This window comes from Frigidibacter oleivorans (assembly GCF_003993775.1).
In the GTDB taxonomy this organism is placed as follows: domain Bacteria; phylum Pseudomonadota; class Alphaproteobacteria; order Rhodobacterales; family Rhodobacteraceae; genus Frigidibacter; species Frigidibacter oleivorans.
The window spans coordinates 1-25,449 of record NZ_RJRZ01000008.1; the positions used below are offsets into that span (position 1 = coordinate 1).

The following is a 25,449-nucleotide window of genomic DNA, read 5'->3' on the forward strand; positions in this document are numbered from 1 at the left end:
CCCAGCTTCCTGCTCCCGCAGGATCGCAATGATCTGCTCTTCCGTGAACTTCGATCTCTTCATGTCCGGTCCTTTCCTTGGGCCGGACTCTAGCATCAGATGGACGAGTGATCGGGGGTCACAGCAAGACCGATGTCATCGACCTCACTGACATCCTCGGTTCCGCCTTCGATCCTCTGACCGACGTCATCACTGACTTCGTCGAGATGACCGACAGCGGTTCCGACCCGGTCCTTAAAGTGGACCGTGACGGTACCGGTGGACTCTACAGCTTCGAGCAGATCGCAACGCTCAAGGGCGTCACTGGCCTGACCGACGAGGCGGCCCTGGTGTCCAGTGGGAACCTGTTGGCGGCGTAACCGTGGCTCGGACATGCCCGGATTCGGCTGGCGTGCGTGTCATCACGCCCCCCGACCTCCTTGGCAGCGCAGCGGGGAGGGAGCCAGCCAAAGCGTTTGTAGTACAAAGCCCGGCCCTGCGCCGGACATTCCGTAAGGATCAGCCGCAAGATGTGTTTTGTAGTACAAAACCATCTTGGCAAGGGGGCCCGCTGCGCGCCCCCGTTGCATCCCCCCGGCCATGGCTCCGTCAGGGCATTGAGCCCGTTCCAGAGCCATCTGACCGTATCGCCGGTCAACCACTCGCAGAGAGACTGCGCTCTCCCTGCACCCATCGCCTCAGGAGCGTTCCTGCCCCCGAGACCCCAGACCATGTCATGGAGACCAACCCTGCGCGGATTGGATGCCGTCAGCGCGTCGGCGCTGAACCCGATCAGGGGGCTATCGCGCCGCCCTGAACCCACTCGCAGGACCTGGAGATTTGCCTCTCCACCTGCACCGCACCATGCACGAGCGACTGCCCGCCCGACCGGCAATCGGGGGAGCGTTCCTGCTGCCCACCGATACCCCATGACCATTTCATGGAGACCGGGAAGGGAGCTTTCGCGCTGCCCTTGCCCCGGACCCATGCCATCGACCGGGAGTCTTCGAGCCCCCTGGACCCCTGACCAGAACGGAGACTTCGGCTCTCCCTCCATGGACCTCCCATCGAACAACCTGCGCGGTTTGGATGCCGCCAGCGCCGCTTTGATCCCCAACTCTAAAAGCATGCTTTAAAGGAAAATTTTATCGTCGAGCCGTCAGTTCTATTCACCCAGAAGCACCTTGTGCCAAAATCCGCGCTTCTTACGCTGAAGCTAGCGATACCGCACCCTATCTTCTCTTCGGCTTCGGGGTGCATTGCCACCAGTTCACTCAGTATCTCCGCATCAGAGTCCGTCACCTTGTCCCCCAGATCATATTTGTACAGCATGTCTCTGAAGAAGTCGGCGGCATCGCCTTTTCTTTCAAAGTGAAGGGAACCGATACTCACTGGCTTCGCTGGCATATAGCCCTCCTTATTCAGAAAATTGCTCGTCCTCACCGGGGCCAGAGATACCTGTTACCTCCAGGGTTTCCCTCACAATGAGGCTTGGCAGGTCCATCCCGGCAAAATTGGGTGCATGCTCGTTTATCCATGCCAGACAACCGTCCCGGTCCAGATCGTCCCTTGCAATCTTCTCGTAGAGCGCGACCGCAGACATCCTCGACAGGCCCAGCTCCATCAGGGACAGCAACGTCGTGCTCGACACGCCGAACTCAAGCGCCACGCCGATGTCGAAATCCTCATCAATCAGATCGTCACGCCCCGCTTCGATCAGGAACAGTTTCAGTACATCTACATACGCAGATATATACTTCGGCGCTTTGAATCTTGCTGTCTCCTCTACCATACTCATCGTGTCACGTATGAGCACAGGAAGCCGATACGGCCTGTTGTTGCGCTCCTGATATTCAATTCGCCTTCTAATGATTGTCGATAATGAGAACCCTTTAAGCCATTCAACAACGATCAACGCGTGCAGAGGCACCACGCCATCCGGCATGAACACCGGATAAAGGTTCTCATTTATTCTGCGCATGACGGTGACATACCGGTCATAAGCGTCCACGCTCTCCGATGGCGCTAAAAGCAGGTTCTCGACATTTCCTTCATAATTGCGGAACACTTGGAGCAAGCGTTGTAGTCCTACTGCGCTGACACCAGGATGCCTGGTCAAAACGTCCTGCGAGAGACTAATGGCGTCTGCAATAGTTCCAAGGCTCTTATCCAGTCTCTGAATGGTTTCCGCAGAGTGCCGTTTGGCAAAGGCCGCGCCCGAAAGCGATCCCAGTCTTAGATACGTGTTCAGTAAATATGCGCCCACTTGTTCGAAGTCTTCTCCGTTTTGGAGTTCGCTCAGGCTCTCGACGTCGCGGCTCTGCAGATAGGCCGACAGCTCATCAACGGAATCCAGAACGGCATCAGTTTCTCTCTTGATCGGGTAGCGCGAGCGCTTCGGCACACCGACCGGCCATGCCTTTTCGTCGTGGGGGTCGATGCAGATGATATTGCCCTGGAACTCGTTCCCCCAGCGACCTGCTCGACCCGCCAGGTTCCAGAAATCGTGAGGCTCCATTGGATGGCCTTTACCTTTTCGCGGCCCACGCACCACGATGGTTCGACACGATAGATTGACCCCCTCAATGAGCGTCGAGGTGCACGCCAGAAATCTGATCTTCCCGATCCGAAAAAGTCGCTCTATTTCAGTTCGGATAAGTGAAGGCATATTGCCGTAATGAAACGCGACGCCCCTCTCGACGAGCGGGGCGAGCTGATAGCTCCGGTCAACACCCTTGCGAGCCAGGTCTGCCAGGTCGAGGAGGTCTTGATCGTCGGTCTTCGGCGCGCCTTCGAGCTGACTAATGAGAAGCGCAACGTCTTCGGCCTCAGCCGCACCATTGCAGTATATCAGGGTGCCGCCACGGCCACCTGCAGCTGCAGCAATGAATGCCAGTCGCTTCTTGATGCCTGCGGGCTTGTTCGCGAGTTTCAGGGTGCCGAGTCTCAGGAGCGCGTCACCCTTGACCAGATCAAGGTTCCAGTTCTTCGGCTTGCGCGGCGCTTGCTCGGCGAGAATCACATTCTGCAATACCGTCGGCATGTCACTGTCTACCGACAATCTGGTTATACCTTCGGGGGCATCTTCGAGCAGCTCGCCGGGGTTCTGTGTTGAGGGGCTGACGAATACGGCCTTCATTGCCGCATTTAGCCGCGACACCCTCTCAACTGCGTCCTGGAGAATGACGCCCCGCTGATTGTCTCCGATCTTGTGCGCTTCATCTACAACTAACAGGTCAACGCGAAGATTTTCGCCAAGGAGGTTCGTAAGCAAATGTAGACGCTCTTGGGTAAATACAAAGACGGCTTTCTTTGAACCGGAAAGGGCCGAGAAATAAGTCTCTGGCAGAGGTAGCGAGGATATCTCTATGCCAGCGCCGGATCGACAAAGGCTTTTCAGACTTAGTTCGATTTCGCTGACCAGGGCGCGGGTCGGAGCGAGGTAGACCGCTACTTTTGTTTCACTGGTGCGAAGATGGTCCACTAGCCATTGAAGAACGAGGAAGGTCTTGCCTGATGCCGTTGGCGCCGACGCCGACAACCACGAAGATTCGGAAGATGCTCCGACCCAGAGATCACGCTGAAAGTCATTGACGCTGATCCACTGGCCGCTCGCCTGAAGCAAAATTGAATCTTCAAAGCGCCTGCGATTCGCCTCAAGCCTCATTGAGACACCAAGCCTGCCTTCAAGAGCAGGCGCTACCCGGTTCCGCTTTTCGGCCAGTTCGACGGAACGGTGGTTGGACAACTTCTCAAGAAGAACCGCTCCGGCGTCCCGGACCTCCTGAGACGTCTCAAGTGTAATCGCTGCTGTGGCGATCCTGAGCGCCGCCTCCTGATGCATGCGGTGTTTTGATCGCGCGAGTAAACTTCCTGCAAGTACGAGATCATGCCAGTTGAACTCGGATTGCGGGTCGTCACTGGCATAGATTGCTTCGAGATTCGTAATCTCGTTTGAAACGGTTAGCTGAGTAAGCTTCGATATTTCTTCCTGCAAGGCGTCTTGCGTCAACCAGTCAAAAAGCTCCGTATCTTTCATTTTGAGAGTCCAAGCGCCTTAAGAAATGCCTGACGGAATCCATCCGCTGAAGGAACGGGAACACAAAAGAATTGAATATCGAATTTCTCCAGTTTTTCGATACCGAGCCGGTTTTTTACGTTTTTTATCCAGTTCTGCATTTCGCCCTTTGCTGACGACAGAATTTCGTCGGCGACCGCTTTCGTGTCGGTGGGATAGAAGTCGGCATCGAATGCGATAAGAGCGATACCGCAATACTCGACCCTGTTGGAAAGCGGAGAGTTGCGGTCAAAATACTTTCGGAATGCTGCGGTGAGATCGGGGTCGTTGAGATCAGCCTTGTCGCTCAAAAGGATCAGATCGCGCTCCCGCCCGGCGCCCTCGTGGTCCACCTCGACAAGGAACGGTGCGAGGGAAGCGAGGCAGTCGCGTATGGCCGAGGTTGGATCACCATAGACCTTGGATTCACCCCAGAATAGCTTGAGAAGGCCGTCCTTATTTACCGACGCATAGACACCGTCCGCGCCATGATAATGCATACGGGAATCCGTTTTGAGGTCCATCTTGCAGAGCACCAGGGGGACCTGTAGAAATCGTTCTGCAAGAAGATATAGTAGCATCTCGCCGCCTTCACCTGTGTTGTGCAGGTCGGTGAACGTGCCTACTGCTTCGGCGTTCAGGGCCGCGACGGCACTGCCTGATTTGAACTTGGCATCGCGTAGCCGTGCGGCCTCAAGGCGTGACTTCGGTATGGCGTAATCGACAATCGCGTTTCGCATGAATTCTGCAAGCCGTTCCGGTTTGACTCTGCCATTTCCGTCGACCGTCAGGCAGTGGCAATGCATGCGTGCAGAGCAATCGTCTACCGAAACGTCCCGCTCTACCAACTGAAGATGAACATCCAGCTCTTCCGGGTCACCAGAAACCATGCTGCAAATATCATTCGAAAGTACTTTCGTCAGAGCGCAACTCCTATAGTTCTTTTTTGACGCCTAGTTGGCCGCATGAAAGGGCTTAGACAAGAATATCATGTGTATTTATCGAGGTTTACAAGTTTTTCCGTGTCGACATCAACGAAGCGGTCAATCAGCCCCGCGGCGTCCAGCGGGTCGGAACCGGTGCCAAAATATCCGGTGAACAGGAGAGGGTCCTTGATCCTTGCCATGACTAGCTCCCTGTCAGGTCATATTCTTCCATGTGATCATAGAGGTCCGTCATATTTCCCGACTTGATGCGGAACTGGCTGCGTTTCTTCGTCGTAGGCCTGGCACTGGATTCATTTTCGAGCTTGATCCCCGGGTCGTAGTAGACATCACCTTTGGCCAACGCGCCGACAAGGTGGTTGAAGCTCGTTCCTTCCGCGAGGCGTACCCCCGGACCGTAGCGGTACTCACGCTGCGGCGACTTCCTGACTTCGCCTGGGACATAGACCGCCTGCGCATGCTTTTTACTCCAGATGCCCAGAAGGGCAGGGAAGCTCCATGACGCCGCGACGGTTCCACCATCGTCAACCAGTAGCAGCGCGCCATCCGGGTCTGTGACTTTCTCGGCGCTGTGATCGTAGCCGTCGAGCAACAGGGTCATTCCCGTGTCCTTGTGCCGCTCGCCCACCCTGTGAACACCGCCAAAGTTCCGGCGGTCTGCTCGCCCTTTCTTGTCCGGATAGCCAAAGCGGCGAATGAAAGCTTCCACACCGTCTTCGCGGTAGACGCCGCCTGTCGGCTCCGGGGTCATCAGGGTAATTACCTTCGAGGGCGGCACCCGTGCAAAGTTGCCCACCTGATTCGCCTTGACTTCCCACCCCTCAAAATCGGGTTCCGCACGACCGTTGCGGGCGACACCAAGTTCCGCTTCGAGCGTATAGCCGATACAGTTGGAAGCCAGACAGGGGACCAGACTTCCGTCCGCGCGCAGGGCTTTCGAGACGATCCAGTCTTCCCGGTGAATGCGCAGTAGCTGCTCAAGCAGGATGTCCCGCGTGCTTTTGGCCCGGATTGCCAGCGGAATACGGCGGAACACACCCACCGCTTCCAGCTCGCCAAGGGCAGGCAGGGCGCGCGCAAGCGCACTGTCATGCCCGGCACACCAACCGATGATCCGGCGGTCGAAGGTAATGCCGAAGAACAGCAGCCGTCCCGGCTGCCGGGTCGTCAGCAATTCCCTGGGAGCATTGCGCGCGCCTTGCAGGAAACCCGAAAAACGGACCTCGGGATACTGCGGGTACAGGATCAGCTTTGCATGCGGTGCAGGCACGCTGCTTCCGTCCGGCTGCAGCCATTCCAGCGGCAGCGCCGCCTTCATGATCCGGTTCCCGTCCTTCGTCTCGTCGACATAGGGCTCACCGGACGGCAGGATATTGGTGACCTCCATGCTACCCGAGAGATAGGGCTGGTTCTTCGAATTATCGTTCGGTGCCAGTTCCTTCACCAGAAGGCGGTTTACACCGAGCGCAGACATCATGCCCCGCAGCTGCTCTATCGTAAGGTCAGGCAATTGTTCTTTCTGTTGCGGCATTCCCTAGACTGTCCCCCTGATTTCCAGATTCTGTTCATCGCCCGCCAGCCACGCCGCAGCCGCCTCCAGCACGTCATCGAGCGCTTTCCGATGCCTGCCCTTGAGAGCGCATTCCCAGACCACGAGCCTGCGCAGTCCCGCTTCCTGCAGGGCTGTCGCAACCTCTGCGTCGCGCGCCCGGTTGCGGTCGATCTTCTGCTGCCAGAAGTCCGTCCGGGTCGAAGGGAGCCTGAACAGGTGACAGTCATGGCCATGCCAGAAGCAGCCATGGACAAAGATCGCCGCACGGTAGCGGCACAGGAACAGGTCCGGCTTTCCGGGGACGGCGGGAGAATGCAGCCGGAAGCGATATCCGCGCGCATGAAGCGCCTTGCGGATCAACAGCTCCGGTTTTGTATCCTTGCCCCTGATGCCGGACATCATCCGGCTGCGCGTCTCCTTGTCGACGATGTCAGGCAACGACCTTCTCTTTCTTCCGCGCGACCTCCGTCTCCTGTCCGGAGGTGCCGGTGATGAAGGGCTGCATGTGGCGCGCGACGGCCTCGACCACCGGGACGACGACCGCATTCCCGAACTGCTTGTACGCCTGGGTGTCGGAGACCGGGATATGCACCGGCTTGCCGTCGCGGCCATCGAACCCCATCAGGCGCGCGCACTCGCGCGGTGTCAGGCGGCGCGGATTCTTGCGCGGTCCCTGACTGACCAGAATTTCGGAGCCGTCCTTGTAGTACCGGGCCGACAGGGTGCGGGCGGTATCGTCCGGCCCCACGAGGCCGAAGCCGAACCCGTTGCCCGCGGCGCGGTGCTTCTCGGCATAGCCCTGCAGATAGCCCCACAGATGATCCGAGAGCGTGTACTTCTCGAGGACCTTGGCCCTCGACCCTTTCGTGTACCGATCCTCAGGCAGCTCGCTGCCATCCTCGGGGTGAAGGACGCTCTTCATCCGCGGTCCCTTCGCGGTGTCCGGGAGCACGAGGTTGTCCAGCGAGAAGCCGTTGTTTTCCTGAAAGCCGACGATGAAAATCCGCTCGCGGTGCTGCGGCACAAAGGACTTCGCGTCAATGATCCGCGTCTGGATGTGGTAGCCCAGCTCTTCCGACAGCGCGCGCCGGATCACCTCGAAGGTGCGGCCCTTGTCATGGCTGACCAGATTCTTGACGTTCTCCAGCAGGAAGGCCTTCGGGCGATGATACTCGATGATGCGCGCCACATCGAAGAACAGCGTTCCCTGCGCGTCGCACCGGAAGCCGTGCAGTCGCCCGAGCGAATTCTTCTTGGAAACCCCGGCGATGGAGAAGGGCTGGCAGGGGAAGCCCGCCAGAAGCACGTCATGCTCCGGGATATCCCCGACCGGGACGGCGGTGATGTCACCGGCCACATCATGATCGCACTTGTGGTTCGCGAGATAGGTCTCGACGCAGAAGCGGTCCCGTTCGGACGTGAAAACGCACTTGCCCCCGATTGACTCGAAGCCCTTGCGCATCCCGCCGATCCCCGCGAACAGGTCGATGAAGCGGAATTCGCTCCCGGCGGGCGGCTTGCTCTTCGCGACCGCGCGAAGCGTCTCCAGTGCCGCCTTGCGCGGTGCGCTCTCGCCGGTCTCCCACCTGTAGATCGTGCGCTCGCAGTAGCCCAGCTTCTCGACCGCCTGCGTTATCGAGTATCCTGCTTCCTGCCTCAGTCTGGAAAATTCGTTCATGCTGCCCTCGTTTCTCCGGGAATCATCCTGACATGCTGGCAGGAGAACATCAAGAGAACGTAACCGATATCCTGGGGTTATCCCGCGCTTCTGTCCCCGATGCTGTACTCGTGATGCAGTGTAGTCTGGCGCACTCTTCGGGCGGGCTGTCGTGAACCGCGCCCGCCGCTGGCAGTCCCGGCCATCCGGCTTCCATCCCGTGCGCAAGATCATTCGCCAGCCCTGAAGGGCTGACACTTCTTCCTGAAGATGGGGGCTTGCAGCCCCATCACCCGTCAAGACCAAGCCCTCCGCTTGTGCGTCGGGCGAAAGCACCGGGCCGTGGCTCGGCTGCGCCTGCGCCCGCACCACCCCGGCGCTTTCGGTCCTGACGGCCTCCCCCCGCTCATTGGCGCGGGCCTAGTCCCGGTTGCATGCGCAACCGGCATCTAGAAGAGGAAGAAAGCCAATGAAAATCGATATCTACCAGAAAGTCACGGACAGGATCATCGCCGATCAGGAGCAGGGCGAACTGACATGGCTGAAGCCATGGTCCGCCGGAAACATGGACGGGCGGATCGTCAAGCCGCTGCGCCACAACGGGCTGGCCTACAGCGGGATCAATGTCCTGATGCTCTGGGGCGCTGCGCTGGAGGGCGGCTATTGCTCCCCGTACTGGATGACGTTCCGGCAGGCGAAGGAGCTGGGCGCGCATGTCCGCAAGGGCGAGCGCAGCAACCCGGTCGTCTATGCGGGCAGCATCAGCAAGACCGAGGAGCAGGACGACGGCAGCGAGGAGGAGCGCACGATCCCCTTCCTCAAGGCTTACGCCGTGTTCAACGCCTGCCAGATCGAGGGCCTGCCCGAGCACTACTACGCGAAGCCCGAGCCGGTGATCGACGGCGCGGCGCGGGTCGATCATGCCGAGGCGTTCTTCGCCGCGACGGGTGCGGATGTCCGCCACGGCGGCAACCGGGCTTATTACAGCGGCGGCACCGACCATGTTCAGATGCCGGTCTTCGAGTGTTTCCGGAGCCCGGAGGCCTACTACGCGACCCTTGCGCACGAGCTGACGCACTGGACCAAGCACCCGAAGCGGCTGGATCGCGAGTTTGGCCGCAAGCGCTGGGGCGATGAAGGCTATGCACGGGAGGAGCTGGTTGCCGAGCTGGGCGCGGCATTCCTTTGCGCCGACCTTGCCCTGACACCCGAACCCGGCACCGGCCATGCCGCCTATATCCAGAGCTGGCTCAAGGTGCTGAAGGAAGACCGGCGCGCGATTTTCAGCGCCGGCGCGCATGCGCAGAAGGCAGCGGATTTCCTGCACGGCTTTTCAGCCAATGTCCCGGCGCAGCCCGAAGCAATGAAGGGAGTCGCCGCGTACGCGGCGGCTTTCCGCTTCGGGAGGTCAGGTAATGGAAACGCACAGAATCACATGGCGCGGCATCGGCATCGAAATCACTATCACGCTGCAGCGGTTCGGCATGGCCGAGCACGTCAAACTGCGCAGTGACGGCAACGCCCCGCTGCCCGTGACGGAAACCGGATACCGCTCGCACTGCGTTCCCGCTGGAGCGGTCGCGGAATATGGCGGCGCGGTAGTCTTCGTCACCGCATGGCTTGACCACGAGGCGGCGCGCGACGGCTGGAGCGGGGCACAGCTTTCGCTGTTCTGAGGAGGGAAAATTCGCGGCTGGCCTGACGGCCAGCCGCTTCAAGAGTGTCACCTGACTAACAGAAGACCCTCCCCTGATCTTCAGCGCCGCCGCTCATCCGCGGTGCGCCGCAATTTTTGCTGGGGGTTTCAGTCCGACGAACATCAGAGCGGCTGGGCGCTCTAAGAAGAGCAGTAGAACCTCAAGCGGGTATTCGCCCTGGCGCAGGCGGTCTGCATGGCGTCCCAGTGCATCAGGAATTGGCGTAAACGGTTCTCCCACGGCACTGCGACAAGACCGTCCTCAAGTGCTCGTCTGCGGGCCATCTTCGCTCCAACAATCCAGATTTCGCGATTGAAGGACGGATTGCGACATGACTCATGAAGCAGATCATTGAGTTGTGCGGCAGTCAGACCCGCAGGACCTCGGAAAATGCGGCTACGCCCATTCAGTGCAGTTCGATTTGCCTGGACGTCTGTTTGCCACCGCTCCGGTGTCCAAACTGTGGATGGCTGCCCACGTGAGATGAATCCTAGGCTGGCAAGCGCCTGTCGCCCCACATCCTGTAGTCCACCGACGTTGAACCCGCGTCCACCTTCTTCCTGATTTCCGACCTTCGCGTGGACAAGAACGATCTTTTTGGCATCGGGATCAACCCCAATGAAATCTGCGGCTTCACGGTTATCGTCGTCGCACAGCCAGACTGGAAGGTTCTCAATTGCGAAGGTCAAATTGTCATCGGCGATGCCGTTTGCAACACGCAGGCCTTCGCAAGTGGCGGCAAACAGACCGAAAATGGAGTGCCGATACCAGTTGCCCCGATTGGCTTCGTAGTCATTCTCGCCCTTCTCGCTCTCGACCCGATCGAGTGAAGTTGACGCTTGAACATATTCGAGAACTGGCTTGGTTTCGCCCTGCACCCACTGCATCTTCGGCTCGTAGAAACTGCCTTCCGAGTACACGACGCCGTTGCGCTGTGTGAGAATGCGAAAGGCCTGTCCTCTGTTAAGCCGCTGCACGAGCGTCAGTGCCTGCCTCCTGCCGTCGCCCTCCGTTGCCGGAGCAAGCTCATCCAGCCTTGCGCTGGTGAGCCTGTATTTGCGGGTCTCCGGAATGAACTCGATGCTGCAACGCACGTCCTCTTCGCCTATCTGGATAGTGAAATTGCCGGTCGCAGCATTCACATCGGCGCATAGATCAAAGTAATTCACGTCTTCGAGGAGCGCCCAAGCCGCGCCACCGGCTTCGTCGTCCCGCATGTCATCAAGCGATGGGTCCAGCAGGATCGAAACCGGCTGGGCTTCATGATTGGCAATATTCTCGACCAGTGCGGCATAGCGATCGAAGACGCGGCTGCGCTCCCGATCGGCATCTGCTAATTCGTCGGCAATCTCTGCGGTCCATGCAATGTAGTCTTCCAAGCGAACATAACGCTCGGACGCATCGCGCAGGCGCGCGCGGTTGAAGCCTACATAGCGCGCAGTCCCGTTCACAAAGCCTGCGGCGGTTGCAGGAACGAGCGACGGATCGAGCAGATCAGTGAAGGCATCCGCAAAGGATCGGGTACGCAGCGCCATTGCCCTGATTGCGTGTTGAGACATGTCTAGCGAGGAGAATGACATGCGGGAAAGCCGGGACGGGTTGCCATCACCTTCTGGAAATGCCTTCTCCATTACAGACCTGCTGGCACGTTCGAGGCGAAGGCCATCCATATCGACCACGAGACCTTCGGTATCGTGCATGAAGACGAAGTCGCCCTGCTGGACGGCTAGGAAAATCCCGAGCCGCCATTCAGAAAAGAAGCGATCGATCAGGTACGGCGAGTTTCGCCACGCATAGTAGGAAAAGCCCATCGACCCTTGCGGCATCCCTTCAATTTCTGTGATCTTGAACCGATCCTTGTCCATGATGGCTTCCTCGATCACTGTGCCGAATGCGCGGATGTCGGGAAGCGGCGCGGCCGTTCTCAGCACGGCGGCAGTTTGCGGAAGCTGGATGTCGCCTGCGTCCAGCGGTCGCTCAAACTCGAAGCGCGCCCGAAATTCACCGCTTATGTATTGGTATTCGGCCATATATTCTAGCAGGCGATCCGGCAGCGTGACCTCATTTGTGACGATGTGCGCTGTGTTCCGCGCTGCATATTTCTCATAACTTTGGTAACGCTCCCACGCTTTACGAATACGCTCGGCACTTGCGGGCGTTGCTAGAACCCAACCGGTTTGCCTCACTCGTCCGTCGCCGTTCGAGTATCTGGTCGCCCGGCCAATCTGCTGTACGAGTTGACGCGCATTACCCATCAGATCGAAGATGGCAACGGCAACAAATGAAGAATCGTCGATCCCTTCCATAAGCTTGTTTTGGTGAACCCAGTACTGGGCGTCGGCCCGCGACCGTAAAGCGGCGGCGACGCTGGTAAACATATCTCGGTTCTCAGGCGTTTTCTTGGCCAGGTCGTGAATTACGACAGAACGGGTCTCAAAGACACGGTTGATCTCAGACTGAAGGAGCGTGAGGGTTTCAAGATCGTCGCCGCGCACCATAACTTTTGGCGCCGTGCCATTTCGGAACCAGCGTTCAGCCTGCCGCAGTCGGTCTGGCAATTCACGATGCAGAATGCCGACAAACCCCGTGATTGCGGCTTCTCGCCCTTCAGGTCTTTCGTTGGCCTGAGGCACGATGATCTCGGCAGGACGGATAACGCGCCGGTCAATAGCCTCTTGGTAGGGGAAATTAAACAGGTAGCGCCCGCGCACCCGGAACGATTTGTAGTCGTTCCTGTAGGGCGTCGCGCTCAGAAGAAGAGTCGGCAAATTGAACTCACGAACACCGCGTGACCACGAGATGGCAGGCTCGTAGTGACCTTCATCGACGATCACGAGATCGAACTCGTCTCGAATTCGCGCAAGAAGGACTGCGGCGTCTCCCGAGTCGCGATCATCGGGATCGAGTGCCGCTTTACGGACATCGCCGAGTGCTTGATGGGTGCCTACGAGAATGGCGCGATCGGTGATCTCGTCGGCCAGGTGCTGAACCATCATGCTGACGTTTTGGGGTAAAAATTGCTCGACATACACGCTCTCAAGCGCTTTGCCGAGTACGTCGGCCTCTGCGGTAAATAGTGTTGTGCCCTCAACATCGTAACCGAGATGAGACCAAAACCTATAGCGGATGTCCGCCATAAGTTGCTCGGTAAGCGCGGCGCGGGGCGTCAGTACCAGAATGCGGCGAACCTCCGGCAAGCACCGGGCAAGAACCGCGACGATGCCAGACTTGCCTGTGCCGGTGGGTAGCTTAAGGAGCGCAGCTTCCTTGTGATCGGGCCGCTCCGGTATCGGCGAGGCGCACCTTCTTGACCGTTCCAGAAACGATAGCCTTTAAGGTGCCGGAGCACACGCCCGTACGCTACACCATCAATTCCTTCGCGCCGTATCGATGTCCGCTCATCCCGAATGAGCTCGCTCAGATTCACTTGGGTTTCCTTGCCTGTCCAGTTGCACGCCTCCCAGCGTGGGTACTGTTATTATGAAATTGCCTGATGATTGAAGCGTAACATCTTATTATTGCAATAGAAAGAGACATCTGGCGGGCAGTCTCTGCCGAAGGGGCGACATGGAAATCTAGCTGAGATTTGTCCGCGGAACACCTCCGCCAGAAGATGCGCCATGAGAAGCGGAAATCGCGGCTGGCCGGTGGGCCAGCCGCGAGGGTTTCAGAGACCTCGCGGACGAACCGCCAGCTCGTTCTCGATATTGCGGATCGACTCCAGCACATCGCGGCGCTCTTGCGAGCTGCGCGGGGCAGCGGCGAAGGCCAGCAAGGCCTGCCCGAGCAGGCCGTGCAGTTCGGCGGTGCTGAGCGATGCCGCTTCGAAGCGTGAGACGAGTTTCATCGTGTCCTCCTTTGGCTTCAAGGAGGCCCCGAACCATTCAGGGCCTTTCGGCCCCGGCACACATCATCGGCCCAGCAACGGCGCTGATGGTTCGGGCGTCGGATTGAACGGCGAATGGAAGGACGCGGAAGGAAAGTCGGAGCCGGTTCGCGGCGGTTGTCGTCGCGGCACGGCAGGATCGGCACGGCACGGATCGGGAAGGTGATGGCATGGACGATGCCGGTCCCGCTGCGCCTCAGGCGCGGCGTGGGGTGCTGTTCCAGATAGGGAATGCTTCGAGAACCGGCAGCAGGCCGGGCTCAGCCGGATGCGGATGGCCACGGGACAGCCGCGAATTTTCTGCCCGTGTGCCGCTCATCCCCCTGGGTCGGGTCCGGCTTGCAGCAGGACGCCCGGAACCCTGGCCGGACGCGGCTCTGCCTTCAATGGCCTGCCCGCACCACCTGGCCTTGCCAGCCGGGTTGGCCATGAAGCCCGAGCCTGAACCTCCGGCCTGACGGGAGGGCGTTAGCAAGCCACCCCAACCCAAGGAGATGAGATCATGGCACACGAAACTGCCACTGCTGCCCAAGGCCTTAACGCACCCGACTTCCTTGCCTCGCATGTCACCAGCAAGGGCGAAAAATCCTTCTGGAACAAGGTCGGCGCTGCCTGGGCGCACAAGGACGGGAAGGGCTTCACGCTTCTGCTCGAAACCTGCCCGATCAATGGCCGCATCGTCCTGCGCGCGCCGCTGGACGATGCGCCGCAAATAAGAACCGAAGGGCGCGCCTAGCGCCCTTCGGCCTTTTCCTGGTCGGGCAATAATCGGCTACGCTAGCGGCGGCGGCGACGTCGGTGCATATGGTCCTGAATCCGGATTTCACATTCGAGCCGGAAGTTCTCAACATTGTGGGCCATCCGGGCGACCAACGGTTTCCGCCTGTCATATTCATCCGGATCATCAACGCCGACGATTTCCGCGATTGCACTGTCTGGGTCTTTACGTATTTTTTCATACTGCGCGAGGTGATCCAGGCCGTTCTTCAGCCTCCCTTCGCTCAGGTCTTCCTGGGCCTTTTTCAGGACGCGCTCGATGCAGGCGATACATTCATCGCTCTGACGTTGTTCCTCAGGCGGTAGCAACCCCTTGTCCTCCTGCTCCCGTCGCCACAGTTCCGATAAGGTATGATTGAGCCTGACCCTCTTTATCGGCGGTTTCGCGCACAGCTCGATGACCCGCGCGCGTTGCGCCATCCATTCGCGCACTGCTGGCTCATAGCGCTCCCACTTCCATTCGGGGGGGGAAGATGTTCTTCTCGGTCATGGTTTTTCCTTTCTGCTGCTATTCGTTATTGAATTCCCGGTTCCTGCGACGCCGCGCGCGGGATCGCGTCCGCGCTCCGGTCTCCCGGTCGCGTTCCCGCTTATCGGTGCGCTCGCTTTCATCGCGGTCCGGGTTCCGGTAGCGGGCAACGTCCTCGCGCAGGCGCATCAGGTCTTCCTGCGCCATCTCGCGCTGCGCCCGGATATCGCGCTGAAGCCCCTGCCGCTCGCCGAGCTGCCTGAAGATCAGCTCATCCTTTTCGGCGCGGTCGCGCCGCCAGGACTGCAGGGTTTCCTGCTCGTTCTGCGCCCTGATCTTTCCGTACTGGCCGGTGAGGCGGTGCCAGAGACCGGCGAAGCCCTTCGGCAGGCGCTGCGCCCGGGTCTTGGTCTCGGCGTGCCAGCGGCGCTCCTGCGCGGCAGAGAGTTTCTGCCGCTCGTCCTGATGACGCGCGACCATTTCGCTCTTGCGAAACACCGCGGCGGCGAGCCGCTGCCTTGCATCGCGCTCGACATCGCGGATGAAGGATTCGAGCTTGCGCGTCATGCCCTGCGCAATCTCGGCTTTCACTTCCGCGACCGTGCGCAGCTGCGCCGGGTCGCCAAGCCGCGCTTCGATATCCTTGGTTTTCGCCGCCGCGAGGCGGGAGAGCGAATAGACCTCGCCCCGGTAATCGACGGCGACAAAGCCGCGCCGGTCGCCCTTGGCGAGCCAGAAGCCGCGTTCCTTGAGCGCCCGCTCAAGCGAAGCCCGGTTGTCGGAGGCCTCCCAGCACTGTCGGATCACGGTCCTGATCTCGCGCGGGTCGAGGCCGACCCGCGCCGCCTGCTGCCATTCCTGGCGCGTAAAGTTGAGCGGATCGCGCAGCGCCCGATCCTGGAGCCCGCGCGGCATGTCCCAGCCGTATTTCAGGTAGAGCTGACGGGACACATCTCGCAGCCTGATCTTGTAGTGGGGCAGGTTGACTGCCCGCATCCGGTCCGCGTCGATCCGCGACCAGACGGCATGAGCATGCCGTCGTCCGTCCTTCTCATGAAAGACGATGGCGCGCGGCTGGCCTTCGAGCCCGAGCTTGCGCTCGATCTCGGCAATGGCCTGCTCGAACGCGTCAATGCTGACATTCTCGCCCGGCGGCGGGTTCAGGCTGATGGAGAAAAGGTACTTCTCGCAGCGCGTCCCCTTCGCGATGGCATCCGCCTCGCTGAAGGCTCCCGGCAGGTCCTCGCAGGCGAAGCCGCGCACCTCATGCAGCTCGACATGATCGTTGTCGCGCATCGCCAGCAGGTAGCGAGCGAGCTGAGGCGCGTCCCCGCGCTCTTTGGCCTTGAGGATCATGGCCCGTCTCCCGGCGATTTGCCGAGGGCGCGCAGCAGATCGGCGCGCATTTCCGCGACATCCCGACAGGCCTGCCGGAGATCGGCTTCGGTTTCGGGCGTGACGGGCAGGGAGCCCGTGTTCACCGCTTTCGCCAGCTGGTTCAGGTTGGAAGAGAGGCGGGAGCGGCCCAGAGCGCCGAGTACCCGGCCCAGGGCCTCATGATCCTTGAGCGGGCTGTTGCCCCGCCGCTTGCGCGGCGCGGTATCGTCGCCGAACAGCCGCTCCCGGATGTAGGCACCCATCGGCTTGCGGCCTGCGTCAGCCAACAGCCGCGCCCGCTCTTCATGCGTCAGGCGCAGCGAGAACGGCGCAGGGTAGCGGGCAGCACCCGCCTTCTTCGACGCTATCTCATTGAAACTATGGCGAAGGGTCGTCATGGCCGCACCGCAGACCCTTAGGGTCTAGCTGTGCGAGATGGCGCTCCCATTCATCCAGCACCTCGAAAAGAGTGTTCAAACTCTCTCCTTCGAGGTGCGCCATTACCCTCGAAGTTCCGGGATACTGGGTTGTGCGGCTGTCCAAGGCGGGCGCAAGCGCGGCGGCCTGCGCACCTTCGGGGAACGTCCCTTCTGGGCGCCTGGTTTGCAGCGATCCATGATGAGATCGTGCATTGGACTGCACTGGGCGCGTGACCGGCCCGGATGATGCGACCACCCGCCGATGGCAGCGATTTGCCAGGGTGGATTTGCGAGACTCCACAAGGGAGGACGGCCGTTGGTGCCGGCTCAGCTCGCGTGCAGCACGAAGGCCTCCAGCACGTCCGCGGCGATCGGTTTGTACATGATCTCGATACCAGCAGCGCCTGCGGCAAGCCGGGTTTGCGGCGTGCGGTTGGCGGTGAGCAGGCGGGTCGGGCGCTCGCCATATTCCGCGTGCAGCGCCAGCACGGTTTCGACGCCCGTGAGCGTGCCGTCGAGCTGCTGGTCGATCAGGTAGAGGTCGGGCACGATGCCGATTTCTTCCAGCAGGGCGAGCGCCTCTTCGCCGCTTGCCGCTTCGAGCACGCTGACCCCGCGGCGCTCCAGGAGCAGGGAGATCGCTCGGCGCAGGCCCTCGTCGTTCTCGACGAGAAGCGCGATGCGATCGGAGTTGTCGCCCGGCACTTCGGGGATCGCCGACGCGGTTTCCCGGCAGGCGGGTTTGGCGTGGTGCGGAACGATGGCCAGATCGACGGCGAAACAGGTGCCGCGCCCTGGCTCGGAGTGAAGCGACAGCCGGTGGCCAAGCAGGCCGCAAGCCCTTTCCACGATCGCAAGGCCGAGGCCCATGCCCTCGGAGGCCGAGGCCGAACCCTGGATGCGGTGGAACTCGCGGAAGATCGATTGCTGCTGGTCGGCGGCGATGCCCGGCCCGGTGTCATGCACCTCGATGCGCACATGCCCGTTCACCCGCCGCGGCCCGACGAGGACGCGGCCGCCGCTGGTGTAGCGGATGGCGTTGCTGATCAGGTTCTGAAGGATGCGGCGCAGATAGGTCGGATCGCTCGATACGGTGAGGCCGCAGGGCAGGATGTCGAGCCGCAGGCCCTTGCGGGCGGCGATCGGGGCGAATTCGTCGGTGAGCTGGTTGAGCAGGACGGACAGCGGAACCGGGCCGATGTCGACCGCAGCGCCGCCGGCTTCCAGACGGGAAATGTCGAGCAATGCGCCGAGAATCCCCTCCACGCTGACAAGGGCATTATGCGCCTTTTCGAGCGTCCCGCGTATCGGCGTGGCGCCCGCGTCGTCACGCGCGGCCGCAACGAAGAGCTTTGCGGCGGACAGCGGTTGCAGCAGATCGTGGCTGGCCGCCGCGACGAAGCGCACGCGCGCGGAATTGGCGCGCTCTGCCTCGGCAAGCGCTGCCGCCAGATCCCCGGTCCGCGCCGCCACGCGCGCCTCGAGCGAGCTGTTGGTCCGGATTATGGCGTTGATGGCAAGGCGCTCGCGCGTCACGTCGGCAAACGACATGACGAAGCCGCGTCCCGGCATTTCCTGCGCGAAGACAGCGAGGATGAGGCCCGAGATATGCTGGAGCTCGAAGGACAGAGGTTCGCGCGGCAGGCGGCCATCGATCCATTGGCGCAGCCTGTCGGCAGAGAAGCCATCGCTGAGGGCGCTCGCGCGGGCGATGCGGTTGGCCAGCAACTCGAACGGCGTTCCCCGCCGCAGCAGCCGCGGCGGGATGTCGAGGAGTTGGGCGACGCGGCTGTTCCAGCCGGCCAGCCGCCGGTTTGCGTCGAAGATGCCGACGCCCTGGTTGATGTGTTCCAGCGTCGCGCGGATCATGCGGGCCTGGTCGTCCAGCAGCTTGCCCCGTTCCGAGCGCTCCATGCGGATGATGTCGGTGATGTCGGTCTGGAGAATGACGGTGCCGCCATCGGCGGTGCGCTGCTCGCTGACCTGAAGCCAGCGGTCGCCGGTCAGTCCGACATTGAAGACCTGCCGGGCCCGATGCAGGCGCATGCGTTCAGCAGCCCAGGCCTCGACCGTGACGCCCTTGGGAAAGGCCAGCATCGTGGACCGGCTGACGATTTCCACATAGTCGGCAAAGGCGATGCCGGGAGACAGCTTCGCGCGCACGTCGGTGAGATCGCGGCAGAAGCGGGAGTTGCAGAGCACGAGGATGTCGGCGGGGTCGAAAAGGGCAAAGCCTTCATCGACCGCCTCGATGGCCTGCGACAGGTCGCGCCTGGCCCGTTCCGCGGCGCTGTTGGCGTCGTTGAGCTGCTTGAGCGTGGCTTCGAGGTCGCGCGTACGCTGGCGTACCCGGTCCTCCAGAACCGCGGCGCGGCGGAATTGCTCGAAGGCGGCACCCCTGTCGCCGGAACTGTGCTCGACATGGCGGATGAGGGCCCCGGCGATGACGAGCATCTTTTCGAGGTTCTTCGCCGCGCCATCGGCGGGGTCGAGCAGTCCTTCGGACAGGTGGGTGTTCATGGGTCGGTTCCCGAAAGGATCGTGCCGGGCGGGTAGAAGGCAAATCCGGTCATGGTGTGGTTGATGTGCATCGGGCCGATCTGTTCGCCATAGGTGGAAAAGCCGATCACGCCATGATGCCGCAGAAGCTCGGATACGCGGCCGGTCATCTGCTTCTCCTGCGCTTCGACGCGCCGCAGGATGCAGTCGAAGGCCAGAACGGCGACGGGATTTCCCGGCTGATTCAGGGCCTGCAATTCACCCGCCAGATGATCCACGAGATCGTGCGGTTCCGCGATGGTGAGAACCATTCCCTCGTCGATTGCCGAAAAGAACAGCAGTTCGCCAGATGGCAGAACGCGCTGGATGGCGCGCACGTGGTGCCGCTCGCCCATGCGCACGGTCAGCGGATGGATTGCAAAGGTAAGCGTGTCGACGCTTTCCGGCCGGATGCCGATGAGACGGGCATATTCCTGCACGGCGGGTTCGGCGTTGATCTTTCGCACGATGCGGGCGGCGGGATCGGCGTCCGTCACGACCATGCGTCGTTCGGTGGGCCGGATATGGTCCATCTTGAAGGCCCGCAGCGGGCAGGCGCCGCGCATCACAGAGATGACCGCCGCGTTCGGCAGCAGCTGCTTGCCGTCGAAGACGAGCGTTTCGCGGAAATGTGTGCCATCACCGGCCGATCCGCCGATCAGGGGCATCGCGCCCGTGCCGGCGGCAAGCACCGAGGCAAGCTCGTCCTCTCGCGCCGACAACCCGTCGACGAGCAGCAGGGCGAACTCTTTCGGCAAGTGCCCGTGATCGCGGGCGAGCGATTGCCGTACATGCAGCAGCGCCTCGGATAGCTCGCTTGCGGCGAGCTGCGACAGATCCGGAATAAGCAGCGTTTCGGCCGCGAAGTGGCGTGCACGGAAACCGAGGGCGACGATGCTTCCGTCCTCATAGCCGGCGCCGGAGATTTCGCCGGCGGTGGTACAGCCGGCGATGCGCGCATCCGGCCAGGCCTTGGCCGCGCCCGATACGACACGGGGCACATCGGCCTCCGGCGAGACGAACAACAGAACGAGCGAAAACGGGCCGGGACCGAGGGTTGCCCTCAGTCTCTCGACCGCGCGGACGTCATGCGCCGACGCGAGCGCACGCGCGATGAATTCTTCCTCCACGGGTGATGGCCTCCTCCGCCGGCTCCCCCGCCTTGTAGCTTAGAGCATCCATGATGACCGGAGGCCAGCACGCAGTTCGCTGTCAGATATCGGTCGCCATGACGTTGAAACTTGCCTCCTGGGCGAAGAGCACGGCCTGCGTGCGCGTCTGCACGCCGAGCTTTCGCATGATGGCGGTGACATGGGCCTTCACGGTGGTCTCCGCGATGGAGAGCTCATAGGCGATGTGCTTGTTCATGCGGCCGGCGCAGACGAGCTGCAGGATGCGCGCCTGCTGGCGCGTCAGCAATGCCAGCCGTCTCACCGCCTCTTCCGACGGCGTTGGCGCCGAGCCTTCGAGCGCCATCCGGCTCGCATGGATTTCGCCGCGCGCAATCACGGCAAAAGCCTCGCGGAACTCCTCGCGCGAGGCATGTTTGGGCACGAAGGCATTGACGCCGGCCTTGAGTGCTGCCCGCACGACGCGGATTTCGTCGAGGGACGAGACGACGACGATCGGCGTGTCCGGCAGGGCGTGGCGCAGGCGCACCACCCCGTCGAGCCCGTTGACGTCGGGAAGGTTGAGGTCCAGCACCACCACATCGGGCAGGGGGCCGGCCGCGAGCCTCGCAAGCGCCGCCTCGAGCGCACCGACGGCCTCGACGTCCGGAATGCCGACCGGGCCCGTCAAGGTCATCGCCAGCGCGTCGCAGAACAGCGGATGGTCATCGACGATCAGCGCCGATTTCAGCGTGCGCAGGGGTTTCTCGGGGGTTGGGACCGGCATCATGCGAAATTCCCGAAAGGGCTGGCGATAGCTTAGCATTGATCTCGTCCGTCTTCGTTGGGCCTTTTGGGTCCGTGCAGAAGGCAGGAAGCCGGGCGTTGTCGCCCGGCTTGCCGTCTTAGTCCAACGCTGCAAGCTGCTTGGGCAGGCGGAAGGTCCAGACCATGCCGCCCTGGTTGAGATAGTTGACCTTCTTGGCCACTTCCCCACCCCAGAGCGGAACCGCGCCGCCCCAGCCGGAAATCACCGAGACATATTGCTCGCCGTCCTGTTCCCAGGTGACCGGCTGTCCGACGATCCCGGAGCCGGTCTGGAACTTCCAGAGCTCCTCGCCGGTCTCGTTGTCGAGGGCGATGAAATCGCCTTCGGGCGTGCCGAAGAAGACGAGGCCGCCGGCGGTGGTCATCGCGCCGCCCCAGAGCGGAGCGCCGTTCTTGTATTCCCACCTGATCTCGCCGGTATTGGGGTCGATCGCCTTCAGGCTGCCGATATGGTCTTCGAACAGCGGCTTGATGGTGAAGCCGGCACCGAGATAGGCGGCACCCTTCTTGTAGCTGATCGGCTCGTTCCAGATGTCCATGCCCCATTCGTTGGAAGGCACGTAGAACAGGCCGGTCTTCGGACTATAGGCCATCGGCATCCAGTTCTTGCCGCCGAGGAACGACGGCACGGCGAAGACCTGCTGGCCCTTCGCGCCGTCGGCGGCGGCGGTGGGATCGCCCGGACGGTTCTCCTCGTTGTAGATCGGGCGGCCCGTCTCATCGATCCCCGCCGCCCAGCTGATGTTCTTCACGAACGGATGGGCAGAGACGAATTTTCCGTCCTCGCGGTTCAGCACGTAGAAGAAGCCGTTGCGGTCGGCCGTCGCAAAGCGCTTGTTGCCGTCCTTGTCGACGAAGGGCACGACCTCGTTGACGCCGTCGAAATCCCAGCCTTCGCGCGGCGTGGTCTGGAAGTGCCACTTGATCTCGCCGTTTGCCGGATCGATGCCGAGGCGCGAGGCGGCATAGAGGTTGTCGCCCTTGTTGCCCTCCACGGGCGTGCCGGCGCCGCGCAGGTGGCTGTTCCAGGGCGAGGGGTTGCCGGCACCGAAGACGAGCGTCTTCGTGTCTTCGTCATACGAGCCGCCGAGCCAGGTCGCGCCGCCGCCCGTCTTCCACATGTCGCCGGGCCAGGTCGCGTTCAGCGTCCCGGTCATCGTGCTTTCCTTGCCCTCGAAGGTGCCCATGTGGCCTTCGATGACGGGCCGGGTCCAGACAAGCTCGCCAGTCTCGGCATCGCGCGCCTGCACCTCGCCGACGACACCGAATTCGCCGCCGGAATTGCCGGTGACGACGAGGCCGTTCACGATCAGCGGGGCGGCGGTGTAGCTGTAGCCCTCTTTGTAGTCGGCGATCTTCTTGTTCCAGACGACATCGCCCGTCATGCGATTGAGCGCGACGAGGCGGGCATCGAGCGTGCCGAAGAAGATGTTGTCGCCGAAGATCGCCGCGCCGCGGTTGACCACATCGCAACAGGGCAGGATGCCTTCCGGAAGGCGGGCATCGTACTGCCAGACTTCCTTGCCGGTCTTGATGTCGATGGCGTAGAGGCGGCTGTAGGAGCCGGTAATGTACATCATGCCATCATAGATGATCGGCTGGCTTTCCTGGCCGCGCTGCTTTTCGCCGCCGAGCGAGAATGCCCAGGCCGGCACCAGGTTCTGGACGTTCTTCGTGTTCAGCGTCTCCAGCGGCGAGAAGCGCTGCAGGCCGCGCCCCATGCCGTTGGTCAGCACGTCGGCGACGGTTTCGGCGTCCTTCGCAAGATCCTCTTCCGTCACACCGGCCTGCACGCCAGCCGCACAGGCAATGACCGCAACCGCGGCCAGAACGAGACTCCTCATGGCTTCCTCCCTCTCCCTGCCCGCAGATCGAAGCGGGCTTCCTGGCGGGGATCATCGGCCCGCTCTTGTCCCGGATGAATTGGACCTTGGTCGTAGTGCCGAGACCCCCGGGGCCCCCCATAGGTCGTATATCTGGCCGTGACGGCGGCGGATAATATGGACGAAGCAGGGGGAGGAGAGCTCATGACATTCCTGAAATCGCTTGTCGGGGCAGCAGTTGCAGCGGTTCTGTCCAGCCTGCCGGCGCAGGCCGAGCCGGTTGTCCTGCGCGCCGCGCTCCAGCTTTCGGGCACGGTGAACTGGGAAGTCGATACGATCCGTCACTACGGCTTCGACACCGCGAACGGCTTCACGATGGAGGTGATGGACATCGCCGGCGCTCCGGCGGCCCAGATCGCGCTTGTGGGCGGAGAGGTGGATGTCATCGTCTCCGACTGGCTGTGGGTGGCGCGGGAGCGGGCCGCCGGCCGCGACCTCGTCTTCATTCCCTATTCGCGTGCTGTCGGCGGCCTGATGGTGCCGGCGGACAGCAAGGCGAAAAGCCTTGCCGACCTGAAGGGCCAGAAGATCGGCGTCGCGGGCAGCCCGATCGACAAAAGCTGGCTGATCCTGCGCGCCTATGCCCAGAAGGTGGAGCATTTCGATCTGTCCGGCACGACCGAGCAGGTCTTCGGTGCTCCGCCCTTGATCTACAAGGCCGCCCTCGACGGTGAGGTACAGGGCGCCCTGAACTTCTGGAATTTCGGGGCACGCATGCAGGCGGCGGGGATGCGCCCGCTGGTTGGGGTCGATGAGGCCGCCATAGCCCTGGGCCTTGATCCGGAAACCCCGCTGATCGGCTACGTCGTGCGGGGCGACGTCCTGACGCGCCATCCCGGACTGGGCGAAGCAATCGCCACCGCCTCGCGCCAGGCCAAGGAGAAGCTTGCGGCTGATCCGGCGGCCTGGGAGCGCATCCGGCCGATGATGCGGGCAGAGACCGATGCAGAATTCGACGCGCTGAAAGCGGGATTCCTTGCGGGCACGCCAGGACGGCACGCGGTGGATGAAGAGGCGGCCGACCGTATGTTGTCCATCATAACCGAGTTCGGCGGTGCCGATCTGGTCGGCGATCTGAAAGAACTGCCCGATGGCGTCTTCCACCACCCCGGCAGTTGAGCCGGTCCTCTCGCTCGACCTTCGATGCGGCGGGCCGGGCGGTGTGCTCGGCCCGATGATGCTTTCGCTGGCGCCGGGCGAGACGGTGGCCTTGACCGGGCCTTCCGGAGTCGGGAAGACCTCGCTGCTGCGCGTCGTCGCCGGCCTCGACCGTGGGTTCCGCGGGCGACGGCAAGCGACTGCGCGGCTTGCCCTGGTGTTCCAGGAGCCGGTGCTGCTGCCCTGGCGGACCGCGACCGAGAACCTTACCATCATCGCACGCATCCCGCGTGACGAGGCGCAGCACTGGCTTGAAGCCGTGGAGCTTGGAGATCTCGGAGAGCGCTTTCCGGGGATGCTCTCCCTCGGCCAGCAGCGGCGCCTGTCCCTGGCGCGTGCCTTTGCCTCCGCACCCGACCTTCTGCTGATGGACGAGCCCTTTGTCAGCCTCGACCCGGCGCTTGCCGGCGAGATGATGGGCCTGTTTGAACGGCTTATCGCGAGGCGGCCCTGCGCGACGCTGTTCGTCACCCATGTCCGTGCAGAGGCGGAGCGGCTCGCCGGACGCATCCTTCGGCTGGAGGGACGTCCCGCGCGGCTCGTCGAAGAGGATCAGGAGGACGGGGCGTATTTCCAGTTGTCGGCGTCCGGCGTCACGACATCGAGGTCGTAATCGGCAGCGCGCAGGCGTCTTGCGGTGGGAAGTCCGCTGCGGGCCGCCTCGTCGATATATTGGCGGCCGAGTGCGCTGTCTTGCGCCACACCGCGGCCCCGCATGAGGTCGAGCCCGTAGTTCAGCTTGCCGACCGGATCGCCGGCCTCTGCGGCCCGACGGTCCCACTCGGCCGCAGTGTCGGGGTCTGCCGGGCCGCCGAGACCATTGTCGTCAAGCTGGGACATCCAGGTCATGGCGTGCGTCCAGCCGGCTGCGGCGCAACGCTCGAAAAGTTCGCGCGCCATTTCGTGGCGACCCGACTTGGTGATGTAGTAGCCGGTGGCGCAGATGGTCATGCTCGTCCGCCCTTCCGCTATGTCCCTCATGACACGGTCGAGCGTCAGTTCTTCCGGATTGAGTGTGCCGCTGGCATCGGCCTCCGTCTGCGACCAGGCGGTATTGGCGCAGATCAGCAGAAGACCGGCAGCGAGGGTGGCAAGGCGCATGGCAGTTCTCCTTTGCGG

General features: G+C 62.0%; 23 protein-coding genes. 6 read left to right on the top strand and 17 right to left on the bottom strand.

Annotated elements, in window-relative coordinates:
* Positions 1-107 precede the first annotated feature (107 nt).
* Positions 108-359, top strand: coding sequence for a type I secretion C-terminal target domain-containing protein (locus EEY80_RS11260; RefSeq protein WP_164738227.1), 252 nt, complete (start codon positions 108-110; stop codon positions 357-359).
* A 739-nt stretch (positions 360-1,098) separates the two neighbouring features.
* Here the strand turns inward: EEY80_RS11260 and EEY80_RS11265 are convergent.
* From EEY80_RS11265 to dcm, 7 genes are all read right to left on the bottom strand, one after another.
* A complete protein-coding gene (locus tag EEY80_RS11265) occupies positions 1,099-1,386 on the bottom strand; it encodes a DCL family protein (RefSeq protein WP_126976678.1) in 288 nt (95 codons plus the stop codon).
* A 10-nt stretch (positions 1,387-1,396) separates the two neighbouring features.
* Positions 1,397-4,018, bottom strand: a complete 2,622-nt coding sequence (locus EEY80_RS11270; RefSeq protein ID WP_126976679.1) for a DEAD/DEAH box helicase — start codon at positions 4,016-4,018, stop codon at positions 1,397-1,399.
* The gene (locus tag EEY80_RS11275; RefSeq protein ID WP_126976680.1) at positions 4,015-4,926 is read right to left on the bottom strand and encodes a HamA C-terminal domain-containing protein; all 912 of its coding nucleotides are present in this window, start codon (positions 4,924-4,926) and stop codon (positions 4,015-4,017) included. The genes EEY80_RS11270 and EEY80_RS11275 overlap by 4 nt, the downstream gene beginning before the upstream one ends.
* A 98-nt stretch (positions 4,927-5,024) precedes the next feature.
* Complete coding sequence (locus EEY80_RS20100; RefSeq protein ID WP_164738228.1) at positions 5,025-5,162, bottom strand: hypothetical protein; 138 nt, start codon at positions 5,160-5,162, stop codon at positions 5,025-5,027.
* 2 nt (positions 5,163-5,164) lie between these two features.
* The gene (locus EEY80_RS11280) at positions 5,165-6,511 is read right to left on the bottom strand and encodes an MvaI/BcnI family restriction endonuclease (protein ID WP_205749096.1); all 1,347 of its coding nucleotides are present in this window, start codon (positions 6,509-6,511) and stop codon (positions 5,165-5,167) included.
* Positions 6,512-6,514: 3 nt separating this feature from the next.
* Entirely contained in the window at positions 6,515-6,970 is a 456-nt protein-coding gene (locus tag EEY80_RS11285) for a very short patch repair endonuclease (protein WP_205749097.1), read from the bottom strand.
* Positions 6,963-8,210: a DNA (cytosine-5-)-methyltransferase gene (gene dcm, locus EEY80_RS11290; protein ID WP_126976682.1), complete on the bottom strand. Its 1,248-nt coding sequence runs from the start codon at positions 8,208-8,210 to the stop codon at positions 6,963-6,965. Before dcm ends, EEY80_RS11285 begins: the two co-directional genes overlap by 8 nt.
* Before the next feature lie 448 nt (positions 8,211-8,658).
* Between dcm and EEY80_RS11295 the strand changes: the two genes are divergently transcribed.
* Together EEY80_RS11295 and EEY80_RS11300 are read left to right on the top strand one after the other, a co-directional pair.
* Positions 8,659-9,702: an ArdC family protein gene (locus tag EEY80_RS11295; protein WP_126976683.1), complete on the top strand. Its 1,044-nt coding sequence runs from the start codon at positions 8,659-8,661 to the stop codon at positions 9,700-9,702.
* A complete protein-coding gene (locus EEY80_RS11300; protein ID WP_235829803.1) occupies positions 9,674-9,865 on the top strand; it encodes a hypothetical protein in 192 nt (63 codons plus the stop codon). Before EEY80_RS11295 ends, EEY80_RS11300 begins: the two co-directional genes overlap by 29 nt.
* A 161-nt stretch (positions 9,866-10,026) precedes the next feature.
* Here EEY80_RS11300 and EEY80_RS11305 read toward each other — a convergent pair whose 3' ends face one another.
* Together EEY80_RS11305 and EEY80_RS11310 are read right to left on the bottom strand one after the other, a co-directional pair.
* The gene (locus EEY80_RS11305; protein ID WP_126976685.1) at positions 10,027-13,206 is read right to left on the bottom strand and encodes a DEAD/DEAH box helicase; all 3,180 of its coding nucleotides are present in this window, start codon (positions 13,204-13,206) and stop codon (positions 10,027-10,029) included.
* A gap of 347 nt (positions 13,207-13,553) precedes the next feature.
* A complete protein-coding gene (locus EEY80_RS11310) occupies positions 13,554-13,733 on the bottom strand; it encodes a hypothetical protein (protein ID WP_126976686.1) in 180 nt (59 codons plus the stop codon).
* A gap of 541 nt (positions 13,734-14,274) precedes the next feature.
* Between EEY80_RS11310 and EEY80_RS11315 the strand changes: the two genes are divergently transcribed.
* A complete protein-coding gene (locus EEY80_RS11315) occupies positions 14,275-14,508 on the top strand; it encodes a hypothetical protein (protein ID WP_126976687.1) in 234 nt (77 codons plus the stop codon).
* A gap of 41 nt (positions 14,509-14,549) precedes the next feature.
* On the opposite strand, the gene EEY80_RS11320 is transcribed toward EEY80_RS11315, so the two are convergent.
* The 7 genes from EEY80_RS11320 to EEY80_RS11350 form a co-directional block, all read right to left on the bottom strand.
* Positions 14,550-14,981 carry a hypothetical protein gene (locus EEY80_RS11320; RefSeq protein ID WP_126976688.1) on the bottom strand — a complete coding sequence of 144 codons (432 nt, stop codon included), beginning with the start codon at positions 14,979-14,981 and terminating at the stop codon, positions 14,550-14,552.
* Between the two features lie 76 nt (positions 14,982-15,057).
* On the bottom strand, positions 15,058-16,374 hold the full coding sequence (locus tag EEY80_RS11325; protein WP_126976689.1) for a relaxase/mobilization nuclease domain-containing protein: 1,317 nt from the start codon (positions 16,372-16,374) through the stop codon (positions 15,058-15,060).
* Positions 16,371-16,793, bottom strand: coding sequence for a hypothetical protein (locus EEY80_RS11330; RefSeq protein ID WP_126976690.1), 423 nt, complete (start codon positions 16,791-16,793; stop codon positions 16,371-16,373). Before EEY80_RS11330 ends, EEY80_RS11325 begins: the two co-directional genes overlap by 4 nt.
* A 348-nt stretch (positions 16,794-17,141) precedes the next feature.
* Positions 17,142-19,334, bottom strand: coding sequence for a PAS-domain containing protein (locus EEY80_RS11335; protein WP_126976691.1), 2,193 nt, complete (start codon positions 19,332-19,334; stop codon positions 17,142-17,144).
* Positions 19,331-20,482: an FIST N-terminal domain-containing protein gene (locus EEY80_RS11340; RefSeq protein ID WP_126976692.1), complete on the bottom strand. Its 1,152-nt coding sequence runs from the start codon at positions 20,480-20,482 to the stop codon at positions 19,331-19,333. The genes EEY80_RS11335 and EEY80_RS11340 overlap by 4 nt, the downstream gene beginning before the upstream one ends.
* 82 nt (positions 20,483-20,564) lie before the next feature.
* Complete coding sequence (locus EEY80_RS11345; protein ID WP_126976693.1) at positions 20,565-21,287, bottom strand: response regulator; 723 nt, start codon at positions 21,285-21,287, stop codon at positions 20,565-20,567.
* A 79-nt stretch (positions 21,288-21,366) separates the two neighbouring features.
* Positions 21,367-23,133: a PQQ-dependent methanol/ethanol family dehydrogenase gene (locus EEY80_RS11350; RefSeq protein WP_126976694.1), complete on the bottom strand. Its 1,767-nt coding sequence runs from the start codon at positions 23,131-23,133 to the stop codon at positions 21,367-21,369.
* Between the two features lie 183 nt (positions 23,134-23,316).
* On the opposite strand from EEY80_RS11350, the gene EEY80_RS11355 reads away from it, so the two are divergent.
* Together EEY80_RS11355 and EEY80_RS11360 are read left to right on the top strand one after the other, a co-directional pair.
* Positions 23,317-24,291 carry an ABC transporter substrate-binding protein gene (locus EEY80_RS11355; protein ID WP_126976695.1) on the top strand — a complete coding sequence of 325 codons (975 nt, stop codon included), beginning with the start codon at positions 23,317-23,319 and terminating at the stop codon, positions 24,289-24,291.
* Positions 24,263-24,943: an ABC transporter ATP-binding protein gene (locus tag EEY80_RS11360; RefSeq protein ID WP_126976696.1), complete on the top strand. Its 681-nt coding sequence runs from the start codon at positions 24,263-24,265 to the stop codon at positions 24,941-24,943. The genes EEY80_RS11355 and EEY80_RS11360 overlap by 29 nt, the downstream gene beginning before the upstream one ends.
* On the opposite strand, the gene EEY80_RS11365 is transcribed toward EEY80_RS11360, so the two are convergent.
* A complete protein-coding gene (locus EEY80_RS11365; protein ID WP_126976697.1) occupies positions 24,883-25,431 on the bottom strand; it encodes a tetratricopeptide repeat protein in 549 nt (182 codons plus the stop codon). The two genes, EEY80_RS11360 and EEY80_RS11365, sit on opposite strands and share 61 nt — an antisense overlap.
* Between the last annotated feature and the right edge of the window lie 18 nt (positions 25,432-25,449).

What these genes read in the sequence shown, in the direction of transcription:
- EEY80_RS11265 (WP_126976678.1), bottom strand. Translation starts at nt 1,386, where the DNA reads ATGCCAGCGAAGCCAGTGAGTATCGGTTCCCTTCACTTTGAAAGAAAA.
- EEY80_RS11270 (WP_126976679.1), bottom strand. Translation starts at nt 4,018, where the DNA reads ATGAAAGATACGGAGCTTTTTGACTGGTTGACGCAAGACGCCTTGCAG.
- EEY80_RS11275 (WP_126976680.1), bottom strand. Translation starts at nt 4,926, where the DNA reads ATGGTTTCTGGTGACCCGGAAGAGCTGGATGTTCATCTTCAGTTGGTA.
- EEY80_RS20100 (WP_164738228.1), bottom strand. Translation starts at nt 5,162, where the DNA reads ATGGCAAGGATCAAGGACCCTCTCCTGTTCACCGGATATTTTGGCACC.
- EEY80_RS11280 (WP_205749096.1), bottom strand. Translation starts at nt 6,511, where the DNA reads ATGCCGCAACAGAAAGAACAATTGCCTGACCTTACGATAGAGCAGCTG.
- dcm (WP_126976682.1), bottom strand. Translation starts at nt 8,210, where the DNA reads ATGAACGAATTTTCCAGACTGAGGCAGGAAGCAGGATACTCGATAACG.
- EEY80_RS11295 (WP_126976683.1), top strand. Translation starts at nt 8,659, where the DNA reads ATGAAAATCGATATCTACCAGAAAGTCACGGACAGGATCATCGCCGAT.
- EEY80_RS11300 (WP_235829803.1), top strand. Translation starts at nt 9,674, where the DNA reads ATGGCCGAGCACGTCAAACTGCGCAGTGACGGCAACGCCCCGCTGCCC.
- EEY80_RS11310 (WP_126976686.1), bottom strand. Translation starts at nt 13,733, where the DNA reads ATGAAACTCGTCTCACGCTTCGAAGCGGCATCGCTCAGCACCGCCGAA.
- EEY80_RS11315 (WP_126976687.1), top strand. Translation starts at nt 14,275, where the DNA reads ATGGCACACGAAACTGCCACTGCTGCCCAAGGCCTTAACGCACCCGAC.
- EEY80_RS11325 (WP_126976689.1), bottom strand. Translation starts at nt 16,374, where the DNA reads ATGATCCTCAAGGCCAAAGAGCGCGGGGACGCGCCTCAGCTCGCTCGC.
- EEY80_RS11330 (WP_126976690.1), bottom strand. Translation starts at nt 16,793, where the DNA reads ATGACGACCCTTCGCCATAGTTTCAATGAGATAGCGTCGAAGAAGGCG.
- EEY80_RS11335 (WP_126976691.1), bottom strand. Translation starts at nt 19,334, where the DNA reads ATGAACACCCACCTGTCCGAAGGACTGCTCGACCCCGCCGATGGCGCG.
- EEY80_RS11345 (WP_126976693.1), bottom strand. Translation starts at nt 21,287, where the DNA reads ATGCTAAGCTATCGCCAGCCCTTTCGGGAATTTCGCATGATGCCGGTC.
- EEY80_RS11350 (WP_126976694.1), bottom strand. Translation starts at nt 23,133, where the DNA reads ATGAGGAGTCTCGTTCTGGCCGCGGTTGCGGTCATTGCCTGTGCGGCT.
- EEY80_RS11355 (WP_126976695.1), top strand. Translation starts at nt 23,317, where the DNA reads ATGACATTCCTGAAATCGCTTGTCGGGGCAGCAGTTGCAGCGGTTCTG.
- EEY80_RS11360 (WP_126976696.1), top strand. Translation starts at nt 24,263, where the DNA reads ATGGCGTCTTCCACCACCCCGGCAGTTGAGCCGGTCCTCTCGCTCGAC.
- EEY80_RS11365 (WP_126976697.1), bottom strand. Translation starts at nt 25,431, where the DNA reads ATGCGCCTTGCCACCCTCGCTGCCGGTCTTCTGCTGATCTGCGCCAAT.